Below are 18,903 nucleotides of genomic sequence, written 5' to 3'. Positions count from 1 at the left end.
GGGGAGCGAATGACCAGCGCAACCGCCCAGCAGGGCAAGCGCAGCGAACAGGGAAGGGAACCGCATGACGATACAATATATCGCTAGAAGATGACGCCGTGATGAAGGGTCAGACGTTGAAGCGGAACAGCATCACGTCGCCGTCCTGCACGACATATTCCTTGCCCTCCGCACGCAGCTTGCCTGCATCGCGGGCGCCGCTTTCGCCCTTGCACGCGACATAATCGGCAAAGGCGATGGTTTCGGCGCGGATGAAGCCGCGTTCGAAATCGCTGTGGATTTCGCCCGCCGCCTGTGGTGCCTTGGCCCCGACCGACACGGTCCAGGCGCGGGCTTCCTTCGGACCGACCGTGAAGAAGGTCAGCAGGTGCAGCAGCGAATATCCGGCGCGGATCACGCGGGCGAGGCCGGTTTCGGCAAGGCCCAAGTCGGACAGGAACTCGGCCCGATCGGCCGGTTCCATCGTCGCGATCTCCGCCTCGATCGCGGCGGAAACGACGACGGCTTCGGCACCTTCGGCCTTCGCCTTGGCAAACACCTTTGCCGACAGCGCGTTGCCTTCGGCGGCGTCTTCCTCGTTGACGTTGCAGACATAGAGGACCGGCTTGGCGGTGAGCAGCTGCGCCTGCGCGAAGTGGCGTTCCTCTTCCTCGTCCTTGACCTCGGTCAGGCGGGCCGGCTTGCCTTCGCGCAGCAGGTCGAGCGCGCGGCCGAGTACGACCGCGGCGACCTTGGCTTCCTTGTCGCCCTGCTGGCCCTTCTTGGTCAGGTTGGGCACGCGCTTTTCGAGTGACTCGAGATCGGACAGCATCAGTTCGGTTTCGACCGTGTCCGCATCGGCGATCGGATCGACGCGATCGTCGACATGCTGGATGTCGTCATTCTCGAAACAGCGCAGGACGTGGACGATCGCATCGACCTCGCGGATATTGCCCAGGAACTGGTTGCCCAGCCCCTCACCCTTCGACGCGCCGCGCACCAGGCCGGCGATGTCGACGAACGCCAGCTGCGTCTCGATCTTCTTGGCCGAGCTGGCGATCTGCGCCAGCGAATCCAGCCGGGGGTCCGGAACGGCGACGTTACCGACGTTCGGCTCGATCGTGCAGAAGGGATAATTGGCCGCCTGTGCCGCCTGAGTCTGCGTCAGCGCGTTGAACAGGGTGGACTTGCCGACATTCGGCAGCCCGACGATACCGCAGCGAAAACCCACTTGGTGCAATCCCGGTGATGATGGAAAGCCCGCCCCTTAGCGCCTGCCGCGCCGATTTGCTACCAACGATAGTTGAAGCTGACGCTGATCCGTTCGCCCTTGCCGGCATGGGGCATGACCTCGTGGCGCAGCCAGCTTTCCCATAGCAGCAGTGTGCCCGGCCGGGGAGCGACGGTTTCGAACGTGCCGGGGCGGGTGGGTGCGGCCATCAGCATCGGCAGCCGGGGGTCCTCGAACCGGATGCCACCGGCACCTTCGGGAACGGCGACATAGACGGTGCCCGACACGACGCTGTGCGGGTGGAGGTGACCGGAATGGCCGCCGCCGGGCTTCAGCAGGTTCACCCACAGGCTGTCGAGCTTCAGCTTGCGCCCGGCCAGTTCCATGCCGCACGCCGCGGCGAACTTCGCGGCATGACGATCGAGGACGCGCTTCAGGTCGGCGAACACCGGGTCGCGCAGCGGCAGGTCGTTGAGCGAGGCATAGGAGGTATAGCCGCGATAGCCATGCTCCTTCGACCAGCGACGACCCGCCATATCCTCTTCGGCCAGCGCGCGGACCGAAGCGTCGAGTTCATCGACCAGCTGGGCATCGGCGAGATCGGCTTCGTAGAGCTGGGTCGGGAACAGGGTGCGGACGGTCATGGATGCGGCTTGGCCGATCGGACACGTTTTGGAAAGGGTCAGCGGCGGTGCTGCGACAGGAACGCCCAGAGCGCGTCATTGTCGACGACCCAGCTATGCCCGCCACCGACCGTGATCCTGCCCGCGACGTCCGCGCCGTTGCGGCAGCCGGTATAGCGTTCCTCATACACCTTGGGCGCGACCCAGCGGGTGGTGGGCGCGGCGGTGCAGCCGTTGAGGCCGGCCCAGCGCATTTCGGCAGCGTGCATGGTGTAGGACCAGTATCTGGCGCCTCCGCCCTGGATCGGGTTGGTGGTGTCGGCGTCGCCGGCAAAGGCAAGGACCGGCAGCGGCTTCGACGGACGGCAGGTCGTCGGATCGGGGCGGGCGGGGTCGCTGGCGAGCGGGTTGCCGGCACGCAGCCCGACCACGGGGGCAATGCCGGCAAAGCGATCGGTCGCGACGCAGCCGAGCCACGACGTCATCCGCCCGCCGCCCGACAGGCCGGTGGCATAGACCCGCCCCGGATCGACACAGCCTTGCGCAGCCAGCTGATCGATCAGCGCGCCGATGAACTTCACATCGTCGGGCGCATCGGGGCCGGGAACCGTGCCGGCGACAGTCGGCACGCCGGGAATGTTCCAGACGAAGCCCTTGTCATGGGCAATGCCAGCATCGGGCGCGGCGACGATGAAGCCGTGCCGATCCGCCGCCTCGGCCAGCCTCGAATCACGCAACATCGCTGCGCCGGTGCTGCCGCTGCCGTGGAGCAGGATGACCAGCGGGGCAGGTGCTTCCGGTACCTGGGCGCGGGGCAGGTGGATCAGTACCGTGCGACCGTCCGGGCCGACCACGACCTGTCGGTCGCCGCCGGGGGCGAGGGAGCAGTGCGGGGCGGCCTGTGCCACGGTGCCGAGCGACAGGAGGAGCAGGCCGGTAAGCCATTGGATCAAACGGGTCATTGCGTGGGTGTACCTTTCCGGCACGCGACGGGGCAAGGTCGGGGACCCATGACCGCTAAGGATGATCCTGCAAAGCGGCCCTCGATTGCCGGTCAGGCGGCTAGGCGCAGCGTGTTGCGCCCCTCGCGCTTGGCGACGTACAATGCCTGGTCGGCGCGGCGCAGCAAGGCTTCGGTGGTTTCGCCGGGCAGTCGTTCGGCGACGCCCACGCTGATCGTCACCGGTGGCCGATCGGCGCCCGCTTCGATCGCGCGGCGGATCCGTTCGGCGACGCGCAACGCCGTGGCCGTGGTGGCGTCGGGCAGCAGCAGGACGAATTCCTCCCCGCCGAACCGACCGATCACGTCCGCCTTGCGCAACTCGGCGGTGGCGATGTGCGCGACGCGTTGCAGCACCACATCGCCGGTGGCGTGGCCATAGCGATCGTTGACCTGCTTGAAATGGTCGATGTCGAAGATCGCGATCGACACCGGGCCGCCATCTGCGTCGGAGGTCGACACCGCGCGTTCCAGCGCAGCCAGCGTGCGGCGGCGATTGGCGATGCCGGTCAATTGGTCGGTTTCGGCCATGATCGTGGCGATGCGGGCGGCTTCCTCCGCTTGGAGCCGGGCGTCGTCGAGCAGGGTTTCATGCGCGACCTGCACCGTGACGTCCTGGATGATGCCGAACAGGCATACCGATCCGTCATTGTTGATCCGATCGATTTCCCCACGCGAAAAGACGTGACGCACTTCGCCATCGGGCCGGACGATCCGCGCGCGAAATTCGAACCCGGCATGGTTGGCCATCGCTTGTTCGATCTGGTCCGTCACCATCGCGCGGTCGTCGGGATGATACGCGTCCAGTGCCGAGCCGAGCGTCGGGGGCACGGTATCGGGGATGCCGTGGATGCGATACACCTCCTGCGACCAGGTGACCCGCTGCTTGCCGGTGTCGAGACGCCAGTGGCCGACCTGTGCCGCGCTTTCGGCCAGTTCGAGCAGCCGCATCTTTTCGGCCAGCCGGGCAAGCAGCCGGTCGCGTGCGGCAAGCAGGGTCGCGATCGGCAGCGACGCGGCAAAGGTGGTGAGCAGATAGCATTGCAGCAACAGGCTGCGTTCGAGCGGCCCGATATCGTCCTGCGCAATCGGCCCGATGCCGAGCGCCAGGGCCGTGGTCGACAGCATGGCCACGATCATCACCCCGCCCGCCGCGCCCAGCGGGCCGAGCCAGAACGCGGCCAGCAGCACGGCCAGCATCGGCGCGAACAGGGGCGGATAGCTCGATTGGGCAAAGGTGATCGCCGAGACGACCGCGATCAGGAGGAAGACGGCTATCGTCCTGGCGATCGATTGCGGTATCGCCTGGACGCGCGGGCGATACAGCGCCCGACCGAAGATCAGGATGACCGGCGCCACGACGAAGATGCCAAGCAGGTCCGTCGACAGCCACGACAGCCAGAACAAGGCAAGCCGTTCGGGTATGAGTGGGAGCGTGGTCGTCGTGATCGTTGCACTGAGCATGGTTCCGGCCAGGGCCGCGCTGCCGAACCGCAACAGGTCGCGTTGGTCGAGAAAGGCGGTGCCGCGCCGGCCGTCCCGGCGCAGCAGCCATACCGCCAGGATCGATTCGCTGATATTGGCGACGGCGAAGGTAAGCGCGGTTGCTGGCGGATTACCGATCGCCAGGTTGGCGGCCAGCGCACCGATAGTTGCGGCAACCACGTGCCACGCGATCCGTTCGCGCGGTGCCAGCAGCAGGACCGCGAGCAGGATACCGCTGGGCGGCCACAGCGTGGCGATCCCGTCATTGCCCAGCGTCAACGTCAGCGACAGGAACGCAGCGCTGAAATAGGTGCAGCCCGATAGCATCGAAAGGATCACGGAGCGCATTACGCGCGCAACGGATTCGGTGGATCGGGCCATGCCGAGACCTTGGGGCATATTGGTTAAGGGATGTTTGCCTGCGCTCGGCACGCCCGGTACGCCGTGTACCGTCCCCGCTATCGCAAGGGGAGGAACAGGTCGGTGATCGCGTCGCGTTCCGCCACGTCGGGATAGAAGCGGACCCGCTGGCAGAATAGCGGAACGTCGCGCAGTTCCTCACCGCTATCGGGCAGCCAGTCGCGATAGAGATGGAGCGCCGGGGCCTCGAGGTCGTCGGCTTGGCCTCTTAACCGCACCACGGCGCAGCGGCCGCCGGGGATCAGGCCGATGGTAACCCCGTCTTCTGGCGGAAATACGCGATCGGTAGCGACGCACAGGTCGATGCGGACCGGGCCGGCCGCCAACGCCTGCGTATCGCTGTGAAAGAGGTTGAAGGTCGCATGGTCCGCCGGTGACAGGCGGTTCGCACGTCGCCACGCGATGAAGCGGCGGATGGTGTCGCCGATCGTCGCCATGTCGCCGACATGGGACAGGATCGCAACGCGGGTGTCGGGAAAGTCGCGCAGGGTGACGTCGTAGGTCGGCATGGATCGGTTCCTCGCAAGATCCAGCGGCAGGAGCGCCGCGCGCCACGGTGCCCAGTCGGGCACGGAACGGAAGGACGATGGCGATTGTCTGAAGCGCCGGCGAAAGGCGCGGGCAAAGGCATCGGGCGCATCATATCCCACATCGAGCGCCACGTCGGTCACGCGGTCGCCGTGGAAGGCGAGCCGGTGCGATGCCCGCTGCAACCGGGCGAGCTGGACGTAACGCTGTACCGGCAGGCCGAAGGTCGCGACGAACTGGCGGTGGAAATGATATTTCGAGAAGGCTGCGACCGCGCTGATGCGAGCAAGGTCGAGATCGTCGTCGAGATGCCGGTCGATATGGTCGAGCGCCCGCTGCATCCGGTCGTGATAGGGGGAGGCGTTCGCCGTCATGTCCGTTCCTTGTGTGGCACGGGCATATGCACACGGGAAGGGGCGGGGCGCTCGACCGATCTTGCGGTGTTGGGGGGGGCGAGAGGTGGTCGGGGGCGCCGGACACTGCGCTTATCCCATCCGCCGCGCGACCTCGTTCATGAAGCGCACATCGTCGTTCGCGGCCAGCCACGGCGACTCCGCTGCGACCGCGCCCAGCAGGTCGGTCAGGTCGTCCAGTTCCGCCTTCGCGAAATTGCCCAGCACATAGGGGGTTACCCGATCCTTGTGTCCCGGATGCCCGATGCCGAGGCGGATGCGGCGGAAGTCGGGGCCGATATGGGCGTCGGTCGAACGCAGCCCGTTATGCCCGGCATGGCCGCCGCCGACCTTTACCTTCAATTTGAACGGCGCGATATCGAGTTCGTCGTGGAACAAGGTCACGTCGGCGGGTGCCAGCTTGTAGAAGCGCATCGCTTCGCCGACCGCGCGGCCGCTTTCGTTCATATAGGTGCCGGGTTTCAGCAGCAGGATCTTTTCCGACCCGATCCGTCCTTCCTGTACCCAGCCCTGAAAGGCGCGTCTGGGTGCGGCGAAGCCATGGACCTCGGCGATCGCGTCGACCGCCATGAAGCCGATATTGTGGCGATGCATCGCATATTGCGGGCCGGGATTCCCCAGGCCGGTCCAGAGCTGCATTGCGGGGTCCTTCGGGTGGGTGGCGCGCGGCTGTAGCGGGTGTGAGCGCTTTGGTCACGTTCCGGATGGGAAGCGCGCTGCCTCAGTCGGGGGCCGGCTCCCCCGAACGCAAAAGGGAGCGGAACGACCTCGGCCATCCCGCTCCCCAAAGCTGCGCAAGGCGGGGCGGATCAGCCCTCGGCCTTGTCCTCGCCTTCGGCGTCGGCTTCGTCCGCCTCGGCTTCAGCAGCGGCTTCGGCCGACTGTGCTTCGGCGACTTCGGCGTCGAGCGCTTCGTCCTCGGCGGTCAGCGTGGTCGGCGGCGTGATCGTCGCAACGGTCACGGCGTCTTCCGAAGCAGTCGCCTCGGCACCGTTCGGCAGCTTGACGTCCGACAGGTGGATCGATTCACCGACTTCGCGGCCGGTCAGGTCGACGACGATCTCGGTCGGGATGTTCGACGCTTCGACGGTCAGTTCAATTTCGTGCGCAACGACGTTCAGCACGCCGCCGTCCCGCTTGATGCCGGGCGCGTCGTCTTCGTTGGTGAACACCACCGGCACGGCGACGGTTACCGTCGCATTCTTAGCGATGCGCAGGAAGTCGACATGGATCGGCTGGTCGGTGACGACGTCGAAGGCGACGTCCTTGGCCAGCGTCCGCACCTTCTTGCCACCGACATCGACCATGATGACCGAGTTCATGAAGTGGCCGGTCATCAGCTGCTTCATCAGCTCACGCGCGTTCAGGTGGATGCTTTCCGGATCCTGCTTGTTGCCATAGATCACGGCGGGGACGCGGCCATCGCGACGCAGGGCACGGGAGGCTCCCTTGCCTGCCCGATCGCGCGTCTCGGCCGACAGGTGCAGCGTATCGCTCATCATGTCTTCCTTAGAATGCTTGGTTCATGTGTCTTGCGCGGCCGGGCCTCCAGGGATGACCCCGGCACGAACAAGCGCGGGCGCATAGGGGAGTTCGTGGCGTAAGGCAAGGTTTGGGGGCGTTACCGCACCCGCGTCACCGCCACCCCCATCGCCTGCAACCGCGCCTGCACGCTGCCCGGCCCCGTCAGGTGTCCCGTGCCGACCGCGACGAACCGCGTTCCCGGCTTGCCCATCCACCTGGCGATCATCCCGGCCCATGCGGCGTTGCGCCGGTCGAGCAGCGCGGTGCGGACCGCCGGGCCGGCTTCGTCCATGTCGCTCGCCAGCAACCGGTCGAGCGTGGCTACGTCGCCCCGGCCCCAGGTCGCGACGATACGGTCCATCGCCGGCACCGGATCGGGATCGGCAAGGACACGGGCGAGCATGGTACGCTGCGCCGGTTGCGGCAGGGCGGCAAAGATGCCGAGTTGCCGGTCGAGCGTTTCGAGTGGCTCGATCGCGGTGCCGCTGCGATCGGCGAGTCGCGCCAGCAGCGTTTCGGGCGCGGGGGCCGGGGTGTAGCCGGCACGGGCCAGCGGCTGGGCAGCGAGGGTGGTCGCGGCGAACCACGGGTCGGTCGCGTCGAAAGCCTGTGCGGGAAAGCCGAGGTCGCGCGCGCGCCTGCGCAGGCGTCGGTCGAGGTCGGACGGCAGCGGTGCCGGGCGGACCGGTGCGACCTTCACCAGCGCCCGCGTCATCGCATCCGACGTGGCCGGTGCGATTTCGAGGGTGAGGACGTCGCTGTCGGCAAAGGCGTTCGCCACCGCCCCGGTCAGCCACGGTGTACCCGGCCGCAGCTGATGCACGCTGCCGAACAGCCAGATCGTCGTGTCACCGTCGCGCGCGACCCATAGGGCGGGCCTGAGCGCTGCCGGGGCCGCGACCGGGCTGGCCAGCGACAGCCAGCCGAACAGTGCGGCGACGATCCGGGCGATCATCCGCGCAGGCGCTGGACGATGCGGGTCGTGACCAGCGCGGCGATGGCGATGGCCCAGCCGATCAGCGCGGGAAACTTGAACCCCAGCGGCTGTTCCGCCAGCGACAGCACCGGCAGCGAAGCCAGCGCGACAATGCCCGCCATTGCCAGCGCGGCCGTTACCTGCTGTCGTTCGACCTCGTCCGAGCTGCGCCACATCCGATATTTGACGACCAGCACGACCAGCAGCGCGATGGCCGTGGCGATGTAGCCGGCATGGCTGCGCGTTTGAATCGCCCGATCAGGGTCATATGCGCCGCTGAATCCCTCCACGAGGCCAAGGAGGAAGACGGCGAGCAACGGAGCCAGCGCGGCCGTTACAATCGCCATAATCATCAGCGTCCGGCGCCGCCGCTGGCGCTGCCGTTCGCGGGCGGTGCCCCATTCTTCAACCATCGACGTCATCCTCGAAAATCTGTTCGATCGGCAGGCCGAACAACCGGCTCATGCGGAACGCTAGTGGCAGCGACGGGTCGTGCTTGCCGGTTTCGATCGCGTTCACCGCCTGTCGCGACACGTCCAGCCGGCCGGCCAGTTCGGCCTGGCTCCAGTCGCGTTCCGCGCGCAAAATCTTCAGCCGGTTCTTCACGAACCGCTCACCGCCACGATAGCGACACCGCCGCATCACCGAGCTCGGCGGCGAAGGAAATGCCGCTGGCTGGTGCGGCTGGCGGTACTGCCCGGTCGTTGCGGTTGGCAGCCATCGCGGCGACGGCGGCGCACAGCGCGACGACGAACAGCGTGCAGCGTTGGGTGTCGGGGCGGGGCATCGCTAGGCCTTCCATGTCAACGATCAGCGACAATGTGTCGTGTTTACCTGACTATCTATCTGTCGATTCGGCCGTTATGTCAATACTACCTGACATCGTGTCGCCAAGACCTGACATCCGGTTCGCTTGACCGGTGATCGGCGATCCGGCTAGGCGCGGGACATTCCTGCATTCAAAGGCGAAACCATGTCCGCCCCGCTCAGCTTCCAGAAAATGATCCTGACGCTCCACGATTATTGGAGCGACAAGGGTTGCGTCATCCTGCAACCCTATGACATGCGGATGGGGGCGGGGACGTTCCACCCGGCGACGACGCTGCGCGCGCTGGGGCCGGAACCGTGGAATGCGGCCTTCGTCCAGCCATCGCGCCGGCCGACCGATGGCCGCTATGGCGAGAACCCGAACCGGCTGCAGCATTATTACCAGTATCAGGTGATCCTGAAGCCTTCGCCGCCCAATCTGCAGGAGCTGTATCTTGGGTCGCTGGCGGCGATCGGGATCGACTTCACGCAACACGACATCCGCTTCGTCGAGGACGACTGGGAATCGCCGACGCTGGGCGCATGGGGCCTGGGCTGGGAAGTGTGGTGCGACGGGATGGAAGTCACCCAGTTCACCTATTTCCAGCAGATGGGTGGGTTCGACTGCAAGCCGGTCGCGGGCGAGCTGACCTACGGCCTCGAACGCCTCGCCATGTATATCCAGGACAAGGACAGCGTGTACGACCTGGCGTTCAATGACGCCGGCGTCACCTATGGCGACGTGTTCCTCGAGAACGAGCGGCAAATGTCGAAATGGAATTTCGAGGTCGCCGATACAGACGGCCTGTTCGATTTGTTCAGGAAGGCGGCGGCGGAGTGCGAGAATGCGCTGGCCAACGACGTGCCGATCGCGGCCTATGAACAGGCGATCGAGGCGAGCCATGTGTTCAACCTGCTGAACGCCCGCGGGGTGATCTCCGTGGCTGAGCGGCAGGCCTATATCGGCCGGGTGCGCGATCTGGCGAAGGCCAGTTGCGCGAAGTTCATCGAGACGCAGACGCCCGCGTGGCAAGCGAAGTATTCGGGGTGGGTGGCATGACCGATTTTCTGCTCGAACTGCGCAGCGAGGAAATCCCCGCGCGGATGCAGACCAAGGCCCGCGAGGACCTCGCCAAGCTGTTCGTTGGCGAACTGGCGAAGGCCGGAATCGCTGCGCCGCGGATCACGACCTATGCGACACCGCGCCGTTTGACGCTGATCGCGCATGATTTGCCGGACGCAACCGAGCCGGTGCGGGAGGAAGTGAAGGGGCCGCGCGCGTCGGCGCCGCCGCAGGCGCTGGAAGGGTTTTTGCGCAAGACCGGGTTGACGCGGGAGCAGTTGACCGAGCGGGACGGCGTGTTGTTTGCGGTGACCGAGGTGCCGGGGCGTGAGACGGCGACGGTTCTGTCGGCCGCCATCCCCGCGATCGTGCGCGCCTTCCCGTGGCCCAAGTCGATGCGCTGGGGCACGGCCTCGCTCAGCCCGGAGTCCCCACGCTGGGTACGGCCGTTGCAGGGCATCATCGCGCTGTTCGGGACTGCGGTCGTGCCGTGCGAGGTCGCGGGCGTGACCAGCGGCGCGGAGACGATGGGGCATCGCTTCCACCACGACGGCCCGGTGACGATTACGTCGGCGGACAGCTATGTCGAGACGTTGCGCGACGCCCATGTCATCGTCGACCAGAATGAGCGCGCTGCGATCATCGCGGTCGGTGCCAAGATGGCGGCGCAGGGCGCGGGCCTGACGCTGGTCGAGGATGAGGGGCTGCTGGCGGAAAATGCCGGCCTCACCGAATGGCCGGTGCCGCTGCTCGGCAGCTTCGACGAGGCGTTCCTCGCCGTGCCGCCGGAGGTGATCCAGCTGACCGCGCGGGTGAACCAGAAGTACTTTGTTTGCCGTGATGGCGCGGGGCAGTTGGCCAATGCGTTCGTCTGCACCGCGAATATCGACGCGGCGGATGGCGGCGAGCGGATCGTCGCGGGTAATGCCAAGGTGCTGGCGGCGCGGCTGTCGGACGCGAAATTCTTCTACGAAACCGATCTGAAGACGCGGCTGGAGGACCAGCTGCCGAAGCTGCAAAAGATCGTGTTTCACGAGAAGCTGGGCACGGTCGCCGACAAGGTCGAGCGAGTGGCGAAGCTGGCGCGGTGGCTGGTCGAGAGCGGCGTCGTAAAGGGCGGGGACCCGGCGCACGCCGAGCGCGCCGCACGACTGGCGAAGGCCGATCTCGTCACCGGCATGGTCGGCGAGTTCCCCGAATTGCAGGGGCTGATGGGCGGCTATTACGCCGCCGCGCAGGGTGAGCCGGTCGAGGTCGCCGAGGCCGTGCGCGATCATTACAAGCCGGTCGGGCAGGGGGATGATGTTCCGACTGCGCCGGTGACGGTGGCCGTGGCGTTGGCGGACAAGCTGGATACGCTAATCGGCTTTTTTGCGATCGATCTCCCGCCGACTGGATCAAAAGATCCGTTTGCGCTTCGTCGAGCGGCTATCGCTATGGTCAGCGCGCTGGATGCAACGGGATTTAGACTGCCGTTGAATGCAGTCTTTCAGTCTGACTATTTCATTCAGTTCATGAACCGTCTTAGCGGGCCGTTGGATCGCGTTGCGACTTTTAGGCGCGACTATGAAGCTTTCGACCGTGCAGGGATTCTGCAATCTGTCGATTTTGATCGCGTTGTTGATGCAATTGCGTTTAACGACGCCTTCAAATCGAAAGCAACTGAACTAGTCCAGAACGCTATGCGGCTACTAGACTTCTTCGCCGACCGCCTGAAAGTCCAGCAACGTGAGGCGGGCGTCCGTCACGACCTGATCGACGCGGTGTTCGCGCTGGGCAGCGAGGACGATCTCGTCCGCCTGCTCGCCCGGGTCCACGCGTTGCAAGCCTTCGTCACCACCGAAGACGGCACGAACCTGCTCGCCGGCTACAAGCGCGCCGCCAACATCCTGAAGAAGGAAGCTCCGGGCGCCAGCAGGCATATTCCTGAAACCGGCGAGGAAGACCCGCTGGCGATGGTGGAAGACCCCGATTTCGCGCCGGTCGTGGCCGAACTGGCGCGGGCCGAGCGGGAAGCGAACGCCTATGATCGCGAACCGGCCGAAGCGGCGCTGATCGCGGCGCTCGACGTGGCCGAGCCACGGGCGGAACAGGCGATCGAGGCGGAGAATTTCGCCGGGGCGATGGCGGCGCTCGCCAGTCTTCGTGCACCGATCGATGCGTTCTTCACCGACGTTACGGTCAACGATGCCGACCCGCATAAGCGCACCGCGCGGCTCAAGCTGTTGGCACGGGTCCGCGACGCCGTACACCGGGTTGCCGATTTTTCGAAGATCGAGGGCTGACCAATCGGTTTAACCCGTTTAACGGGGTGGGGAACGGGGGGTGATTCGTCGCCCGTTGGCACTACCAAACCCCGTGGCCCTCGCGGTCCCGGATGGAAAGGGAACGAGCATGACGCAGTATGTCTATCGGTTCGGCGGCGGGGTTTCGGACGGGGGGTCGGGCGACAAGACGCTGCTGGGCGGCAAGGGTGCGAACCTGGCGGAAATGGCGTCGATCGGCCTGCCGGTGCCGCCGGGCTTCACCATCGCGACGACGATGTGTACCCGCTATTACGAGGACGGCGAGCGCTTCCCCGACAGCCTGCGCGATGAAGTCGCGACCGGCATCGCCCATATCGAGGGGATCACCGGCAAGCGCTTCGGCGACCATGGCGATCCTCTGCTGGTGTCGGTACGTTCGGGCGCGCGGGTATCGATGCCGGGGATGATGGACACAGTGCTGAACCTCGGCCTGAACGACCAGACGGTCGAGGGGCTGGCGAAGGTGTCCGACGATGCCCGCTTCGCCTGGGACAGCTATCGCCGGTTCATTCAGATGTATTCTGACGTGGTGCTGGAACTCGACCATGGCCGGTTCGAGGAAGCGCTGGAAATCGCGAAGGAAGATCGCGGCTATTATCTCGACACCGACCTGACCGCCGACGACTGGCGCGAGCTGGTGGCGCAGTACAAGGACATCGTGGTCGAGCTGTGGGGCAAGCCGTTCCCGCAGGACGTGCAGGACCAGTTGTGGGGCGCAATCGGCGCGGTGTTCGGGTCGTGGCAGGCGGATCGGGCCAAGGTCTATCGCCGGCTGAACGATATTCCAGGCGACTGGGGCACGGCGGTCAACGTGCAGGCGATGGTGTTCGGCAATATGGGCGACACCAGCGCCACCGGCGTCGCTTTCACCCGCGATCCGTCGACCGGGGCGAACGCCTATTATGGCGAATTCCTGATCAACGCGCAGGGTGAGGACGTGGTCGCGGGTATCCGTACGCCGCAATACCTGACCACCGCCGCGCGGGCGGCGGCGAACGCCAAGCCGCTGTCGATGGAAGAGGCGATGCCCGACGCCTATGGCGAGCTGGCCGCCGTGTTCGACCGGCTTGAGCGGCATTACCGCGACATGCAGGACATCGAATTCACGGTGCAGCAGGGCAAGCTGTGGATGCTGCAGACGCGTTCGGGCAAGCGTACCGCCAAGGCCGCGCTCAAGATCGCGGTGGACATGGCCGAGGAAGGGCTGATTTCGCGCGAGGAAGCGATCCTGCGCGTCGATCCGCAGGCGCTGGACCAGCTGCTGCACCCGACGCTCGATCCGAAGGCCGCGCGCGATGTGCTGACCAAGGGGCTGCCGGCATCGCCGGGGGCCGCCAGCGGTATCGCGGTGTTCGATAGCGACACCGCCGAGCGCCGTTCGAACGCGGGCGACGCGGTGATCCTGATCCGCACCGAAACGTCGCCGGAAGACATTCACGGGATGCACGCGGCGCGCGGCATCCTGACGGCGCGCGGCGGCATGACCAGCCATGCCGCCGTGGTGGCGCGCGGCATGGGCCGGCCATGCGTGTCGGGGGCGGGGTCGATCTCGATCGATGCGAAGGCGGGCGTGATGAAGATCGCCGGCCGCGAGATTCGCGAGGGCGACATCGTCACCATCGACGGCGCGACCGGTGAAGTGATGGCGGGTGCCGTCGCGACCGTGCAGCCCGAACTGGCCGGCGATTTCGGCACGCTGATGGAATGGGCCGATGGCGTTCGCCGCCTAAAGATCAGGACCAACGCCGAAACCCCGCTCGATTGCCGCACCGCGCGCGATTTCGGCGCGGAGGGCATTGGCCTCTGCCGGACCGAGCACATGTTCTTCGAACAGTCGCGCATCACCGCCGTGCGGCAGATGATCCTGGCCGAGGACGAAGCGGGCCGGCGCGCAGCGCTCGACAAGCTGCTGCCCGAACAGCGCAGCGATTTCGTCGAGATTTTCGAGGTAATGGTCGGGCTGCCCTGCACCATCCGCCTGCTCGATCCGCCGCTGCACGAGTTCCTGCCGCATCAGGAGGCCGAGTTCGCCGAAGTGGCTCAGGCCGCCGGCATCGCGGTCGACCAGTTGAAGCGGCGTGCAGCCGAATTGCACGAATTCAACCCGATGCTGGGCCATCGCGGGTGTCGCCTCGGCGTGACCTATCCCGAAATCTACGAGATGCAGGCGCGCGCGATCTTCGAGGCCGCGGTGATCGTCGCGGAGAAGTCGGGCGAGGCGCCGATCCCTGAAGTGATGATCCCGCTGGTCGGCACCCGGCGCGAGCTGGAACTCATGAAGGCGGTCGTCGACAAGGCCGCACAGGCGGTCTTTGCTGACAAGGGGCGGACGATCGAGTATCTGGTCGGCACGATGATCGAACTGCCGCGCGCCGCGCTGAAGGCCGGCGAGATCGCCGAGGCCGGGCAGTTCTTCTCGTTCGGGACCAACGACCTGACGCAGACGACGCTGGGTGTCAGTCGCGACGATGCCAGCCGCTTCCTGGGCGCCTATGTCGAAAAGGGCATCTATGCGCGCGACCCGTTCGTCTCGATCGATGTCGAGGGCGTGGGCGAGTTGATCGAACTGGCGGCCGAGCGCGGGCGCAAGACGCGGAGCGACATCAAGCTCGGCATCTGCGGTGAACATGGCGGCGATCCGGCGTCGATCGCCTTCTGCGAAAAGGTCGGACTCGATTACGTGTCGGCCAGCCCGTACCGCGTGCCGATCGCCCGGCTGGCGGCGGCGCAGGCGGCGCTCATCAAATGAAGGCGGCGGCGTTCAGTGACCGTCCGCGGGTGACGAAGGACGGGTACGACCGGATCGGCCCGTTCCACCCGGCCTTCGTCTGGGGCGCGGTCCTCGCGTTCGACCTGATCGTGGTCGTGGCGCTGCTGCTGGCGGTAACCAAGATCGGCGACAAGGTGGAGGATGTGATTTTCCCCGGCGGGACGGAATGGGTGACGTTTTAGGGTCTGTGAGGATTCTTCTGAAGTTGATGGCGGCATTGAGGATGTGGATCATCGCTTAGAAACTGCGGTCGGTCTTACAGTCGCGCATGGCGATGCATTGGAACTGCTTGAGCTTGCAGAAGCAGTTCTCGTTGAGGAGCTCCACGCGTAGATTGCGGCATCGATCTTGAGCCTCTGCGCACGGCCGGGTGCTGGGAGATGGACGATCCGCACACCGCGATCGTCGAGTTCAGCGACGAGAGCGTTGTTGTCCAACGCCTTGTCCGCGACTAGCCCTGCAAAGGCGATGCCCTCGATCAGCGACGGGACTTCGACGCTGTCGTGGCGCTGGCCCGGCATCGGGCGAAAGCGCACCAGATCACCCAGTGCATCGGTCAGCGCGAGGATCTCGGACGTCATGACGCCTCTGGAGCGACCGATAACCTGCCTCTGAGCCACTTTATGCGCCTGGGCCGTGACGTTGGACCTTGACGATCATTGCATCGACTATAGCATATTCAAGGTCCGGCTCATCCGACAGTGCGTCGAATATCCGCCGGAAAACATCAGCTTGGTGCCAGTCTCGGAAGCGCCGAAACACCGTGCTCCAGTTCCCGAACCACTCCGGCAGATCGCGCCATGAGCTGCCCGTGCGCGCGATCCACGACACCGCCTCCACGAACAGCCGGTTGCCCAGGCCGCTCCAGCGGGGTCCGTCCGTTTGCACAATAGTGCGGTTCGATCTTCGCCCATCGGGCGTCTGTCAGTACGTCTCGATCCTTTCATATTGTAAATTGCATCCTAACGGCATTGTGAATCCTCATGCGCCCTAAGCTTAGGACCTATTGAAGCGTTTGTATAACTGGCCTGGGTTGATCCCCGCGTGTGGGGGGAGACCTTCAGCCGCACCGCGTCGAGCGCCATCTTCAGGGTTGATCCCCGCGGGTGAGCGAAAAGCGTCACGGGGTATAACCGGCGGCCATGGCCCGGTTGACGGCGACGCCGGATCGTTTGAGGTTCATGCTTTGCCTGTGTCCGGAGTAGCCATGACCGCATCCGCCGCCGCTGCGGTCCCGCCTGCCGCCGCCCCGCATCCCGGACGCAGCGCGATGCTGCTCTACGGTCTGCTGGGCTTTGCCGCCGGGCTGCCCTTCTACATGTTCTCGACCGTGCTGGCGCTCAGGCTGCAGGCGCATGGCGTGGCGTTGACGGTGCTGGGGTTCTTTGCGTGGGTGCAGCTGCTGCCGACGCTGAAGTTCGTGTGGGCGCCGCTGCTCGATCGCTATGACGTGCCGGGGTTCAGCCGCTTCTGGGGCAAGCGGCGCGGGTGGATCATGCTGGCGCAGCTGGGCATCGTCAGCGCGATGGGGGCGATGGCGTGGACGGCGGACGATGCGTCGCTGCCGGTGACCGCGCTGTTCGCAGTGCTGCTCGCCTTCTGGACCACGACGCTGGAGGTCGCGGCGGATGCGTGGCGGATCGAGCTGTTCCCGACGCAGGACCAGCAGGGGCCGATCGTCGCCGCGAACCTGTGGGGATATCGCACGGCGATGGTCGCGGCGGGGAGCGGCGCGCTGTTGCTGGCCGACAATGGCGGGTGGACGATCGCCTATCTGCTGGTCGCGGTGGCGGCGTTCCTGCCGTTCCCGATCCTGAGCGCCATGCGGCCGGAGGTGGGGCGCGGCGGCGGGCGGATCGTCGCACTGCTGACCGGGATCGGCGGCGGTGCGGTCATCCTTGCGGCTGCATGTGCCGTCACGGCGGGCGTCGGTTATGTCCTGCTGGGCGCCGCCGCCGCGATCGGGATCGATGCGAAGAGCAATGTCACGCCGTGGGTGCTGGGGCTGTGCATGGTCCCGTTCGTCGCCATGGCCGCCGCGCTGCCGTGGATTCGTAAGGCACCGCCGACTGCGCCGATCCGCACCTCGACCGCGATCGGGCCGTATGTCGATTTCTTCTGGCGGTTTCAGTATGCCGCGATCCTGCTGATGGTCTTCGTCTCGCTGTACCGGATGGGCGATGTGCTGGCGCTGAACCTGTCCAAGCCGATGATAAAGGGGCTGGGCTATACGCTCAGCCAGATCGGGCGGGCGGACGGCGTGGTCGCACTGGCGGCGAGCATGGTCGGTGTTGGCTTAGGCGGATGGATGGTCACGCGGCGGCCGATGCTGTGGGCGCTGGCGGTGGGCGCGGTCGTCGCGGCGATCGGCAATTTCGGGTTTGTGTGGCTGGCGCATCAGCCGGTGAGCGAGGTGACGCTGTATGTCGCCACCGCGCTGGACCAGTTCGGCAACGGCTTTGCGGGCGCGGTGTTCGTCGTCTATCTCTCGCTGCTGGTGAACCCGCGCTATCCCGGCGCGCAATATGCGTTCCTGACCGGCTTTGCGTTCCTGTTGCCGCGGATGCTGGCGGGCGCCGGGGGATCGATGGTCGGGGTGATCGGCTATGACGGGTTCTTCCTGTTGTCGGGCGCGGTAAGCCTTGCCGCGATCCCGTTGCTGCCGGCGCTGTCGAAGATTCGCGCGCGGGAGGATGACGCGTGATCGACCGGGCGTTCAGCGAAGCCACACGGTTTGTCGCAGAGGGGCGGATACCGGGGGCGACGCTGGGGATCGTCACCGCCGATGGTGCGCGGGAGGTGCGGGTTGCCGGACTGGCGCAGCGTGTGCCGGAGGAACGGCCGCTGACGCGAGACCATTGGTTCGACCTGGCGTCGGTCAGCAAGGTGATCGCGACCACGCGGTTCGTGCTGCAACTAGCGGACGAGGGGCGGATCGACCTCGACCGGCCGCTGACCGATGCGATCCCCGACCTCCGTCAATATGACGTGGCCGGGGCGGCGGAGCGGCGGCTGACGTTTCGCGATTGCCTGGTCCATCGCACCTTCCTGCCGGCGGTCGAGCCGATCTATACCTATGGCGACGATCCCGCCCGGCTGCGGGCGTTCGTGTTGCAGCGCGAGTGGAAGCACGGGCCGGCGGTCTATTCGGACATCAACTTCATCCTGCTGGGGATCGCCATCGAGCGGATCATCGGTGCCGGGCTGGAGGCGCTGCCGCTGGGGCCGGGGCTGAGCTGGGGACCGCCGCCGGGGCCGGCGGTGGCGACCGAGCATTGTTCGTGGCGCGGACGGGTGCTCGTCGGCGAGGTCCATGACGAAAATTGCTCGGCGATGGGCGGGCGGACCGGCCATGCCGGGCTGTTCGGGACGGTCGACGGGGTGCTGGATTTCGCGGCGGGGCTGCTCGACGGAAGCGGGGCGTCGCCGGCGATGCTGGACGCGATCCGGACGCCGGTCGAGGGGCACCGGACGGCCGGGTGGGAAATCCGCTTTCCGGGATGGTCCGGGGGGCAGGCCTGTTCGGCGGGCACCATCGGCCATACCGGTTTTACCGGAACCGGGCTGTGGGTCGATTTCGAGCGGGGACTGGCGTGGACGCTGCTGACCAACCGGGTGCATCCGACGCGGCATTTCGACAGCGGGATTTTTGAGTTGCGGCCGGCGACCGGGGATGCGGTGGTGGCGGGGTTTGATGGTAGATCAGTGGTTTAGTGGTTAGGGGCGATTTCAAAGTTCACGAAGTTCACACTTGCCGCGTTTTCGTGTGGCGTTTGGT

The 18,903-nt window shown here is 66.1% G+C and carries 17 protein-coding genes and 1 pseudogene; 6 read left to right on the top strand and 12 right to left on the bottom strand.

From position 1 onward, the window contains the following. Positions 1-109: 109 nt before the first annotated feature. From ychF to QZ755_RS14595, 11 genes are all read right to left on the bottom strand, one after another. On the bottom strand, positions 110-1,210 hold the full coding sequence (ychF, locus tag QZ755_RS14645; protein WP_294324257.1) for a redox-regulated ATPase YchF: 1,101 nt from the start codon (positions 1,208-1,210) through the stop codon (positions 110-112). 59 nt (positions 1,211-1,269) lie between these two features. After that, positions 1,270-1,854, bottom strand: coding sequence for a TIGR02466 family protein (locus QZ755_RS14640; RefSeq protein ID WP_294324255.1), 585 nt, complete (start codon positions 1,852-1,854; stop codon positions 1,270-1,272). A 38-nt stretch (positions 1,855-1,892) separates the two neighbouring features. Further along, the gene (locus QZ755_RS14635) at positions 1,893-2,795 is read right to left on the bottom strand and encodes a PHB depolymerase family esterase (RefSeq protein WP_294324252.1); all 903 of its coding nucleotides are present in this window, start codon (positions 2,793-2,795) and stop codon (positions 1,893-1,895) included. A 92-nt stretch (positions 2,796-2,887) separates the two neighbouring features. After that, positions 2,888-4,657: a sensor domain-containing diguanylate cyclase gene (locus tag QZ755_RS14630; protein ID WP_294324249.1), complete on the bottom strand. Its 1,770-nt coding sequence runs from the start codon at positions 4,655-4,657 to the stop codon at positions 2,888-2,890. A gap of 119 nt (positions 4,658-4,776) precedes the next feature. Next, positions 4,777-5,640: an AraC family transcriptional regulator gene (locus tag QZ755_RS14625; RefSeq protein ID WP_294324247.1), complete on the bottom strand. Its 864-nt coding sequence runs from the start codon at positions 5,638-5,640 to the stop codon at positions 4,777-4,779. Positions 5,641-5,751: 111 nt separating this feature from the next. Then, complete coding sequence (pth, locus tag QZ755_RS14620) at positions 5,752-6,318, bottom strand: aminoacyl-tRNA hydrolase (RefSeq protein ID WP_294324246.1); 567 nt, start codon at positions 6,316-6,318, stop codon at positions 5,752-5,754. 170 nt (positions 6,319-6,488) lie between these two features. Next, on the bottom strand, positions 6,489-7,178 hold the full coding sequence (locus QZ755_RS14615) for a 50S ribosomal protein L25/general stress protein Ctc (protein ID WP_294324244.1): 690 nt from the start codon (positions 7,176-7,178) through the stop codon (positions 6,489-6,491). A gap of 122 nt (positions 7,179-7,300) precedes the next feature. Next, on the bottom strand, positions 7,301-8,158 hold the full coding sequence (locus tag QZ755_RS14610; RefSeq protein WP_294324243.1) for a TraB/GumN family protein: 858 nt from the start codon (positions 8,156-8,158) through the stop codon (positions 7,301-7,303). Next, complete coding sequence (locus QZ755_RS14605; RefSeq protein ID WP_294324239.1) at positions 8,155-8,592, bottom strand: hypothetical protein; 438 nt, start codon at positions 8,590-8,592, stop codon at positions 8,155-8,157. The genes QZ755_RS14610 and QZ755_RS14605 overlap by 4 nt, the downstream gene beginning before the upstream one ends. Continuing rightward, positions 8,585-8,785, bottom strand: coding sequence for a helix-turn-helix transcriptional regulator (locus tag QZ755_RS14600; RefSeq protein ID WP_066690346.1), 201 nt, complete (start codon positions 8,783-8,785; stop codon positions 8,585-8,587). The genes QZ755_RS14605 and QZ755_RS14600 overlap by 8 nt, the downstream gene beginning before the upstream one ends. 7 nt (positions 8,786-8,792) lie before the next feature. After that, positions 8,793-8,966 (bottom strand): hypothetical protein, encoded by a 174-nt coding sequence (locus QZ755_RS14595; RefSeq protein WP_294324238.1) that lies wholly within the window; start codon positions 8,964-8,966, stop codon positions 8,793-8,795. Between the two features lie 213 nt (positions 8,967-9,179). On the opposite strand from QZ755_RS14595, the gene QZ755_RS14590 reads away from it, so the two are divergent. From QZ755_RS14590 to QZ755_RS14575, 4 genes are all read left to right on the top strand, one after another. Then, positions 9,180-10,046 (top strand): glycine--tRNA ligase subunit alpha, encoded by an 867-nt coding sequence (locus tag QZ755_RS14590; protein ID WP_294324359.1) that lies wholly within the window; start codon positions 9,180-9,182, stop codon positions 10,044-10,046. After that, positions 10,043-12,334 (top strand): glycine--tRNA ligase subunit beta, encoded by a 2,292-nt coding sequence (gene glyS, locus QZ755_RS14585; protein WP_294324235.1) that lies wholly within the window; start codon positions 10,043-10,045, stop codon positions 12,332-12,334. The genes QZ755_RS14590 and glyS overlap by 4 nt, the downstream gene beginning before the upstream one ends. 109 nt (positions 12,335-12,443) lie before the next feature. Beyond that, positions 12,444-15,104 (top strand): pyruvate, phosphate dikinase, encoded by a 2,661-nt coding sequence (gene ppdK, locus QZ755_RS14580; protein WP_294324232.1) that lies wholly within the window; start codon positions 12,444-12,446, stop codon positions 15,102-15,104. After that, positions 15,101-15,307, top strand: a complete 207-nt coding sequence (locus QZ755_RS14575) for a hypothetical protein (RefSeq protein ID WP_294324230.1) — start codon at positions 15,101-15,103, stop codon at positions 15,305-15,307. The genes ppdK and QZ755_RS14575 overlap by 4 nt, the downstream gene beginning before the upstream one ends. A 55-nt stretch (positions 15,308-15,362) precedes the next feature. On the opposite strand, the pseudogene QZ755_RS14570 reads toward QZ755_RS14575, so the two are convergent. Further along, positions 15,363-16,053: pseudogene (locus QZ755_RS14570) on the bottom strand (IS5 family transposase). A 279-nt stretch (positions 16,054-16,332) separates the two neighbouring features. Between QZ755_RS14570 and QZ755_RS14565 the strand changes: the two are divergent. Both QZ755_RS14565 and QZ755_RS14560 read left to right on the top strand, forming a co-directional pair. Further along, complete coding sequence (locus QZ755_RS14565) at positions 16,333-17,829, top strand: permease (RefSeq protein WP_294324227.1); 1,497 nt, start codon at positions 16,333-16,335, stop codon at positions 17,827-17,829. Next, complete coding sequence (locus QZ755_RS14560; protein ID WP_294324224.1) at positions 17,826-18,839, top strand: serine hydrolase domain-containing protein; 1,014 nt, start codon at positions 17,826-17,828, stop codon at positions 18,837-18,839. Before QZ755_RS14565 ends, QZ755_RS14560 begins: the two co-directional genes overlap by 4 nt. The last annotated feature ends 64 nt before the right edge of the window (positions 18,840-18,903 follow it).

Source organism: uncultured Sphingomonas sp., from assembly GCF_913776855.1.
Lineage (GTDB): Bacteria > Pseudomonadota > Alphaproteobacteria > Sphingomonadales > Sphingomonadaceae > Sphingomonas.
This window is presented reverse-complemented; position numbering and strand designations above follow the sequence as displayed.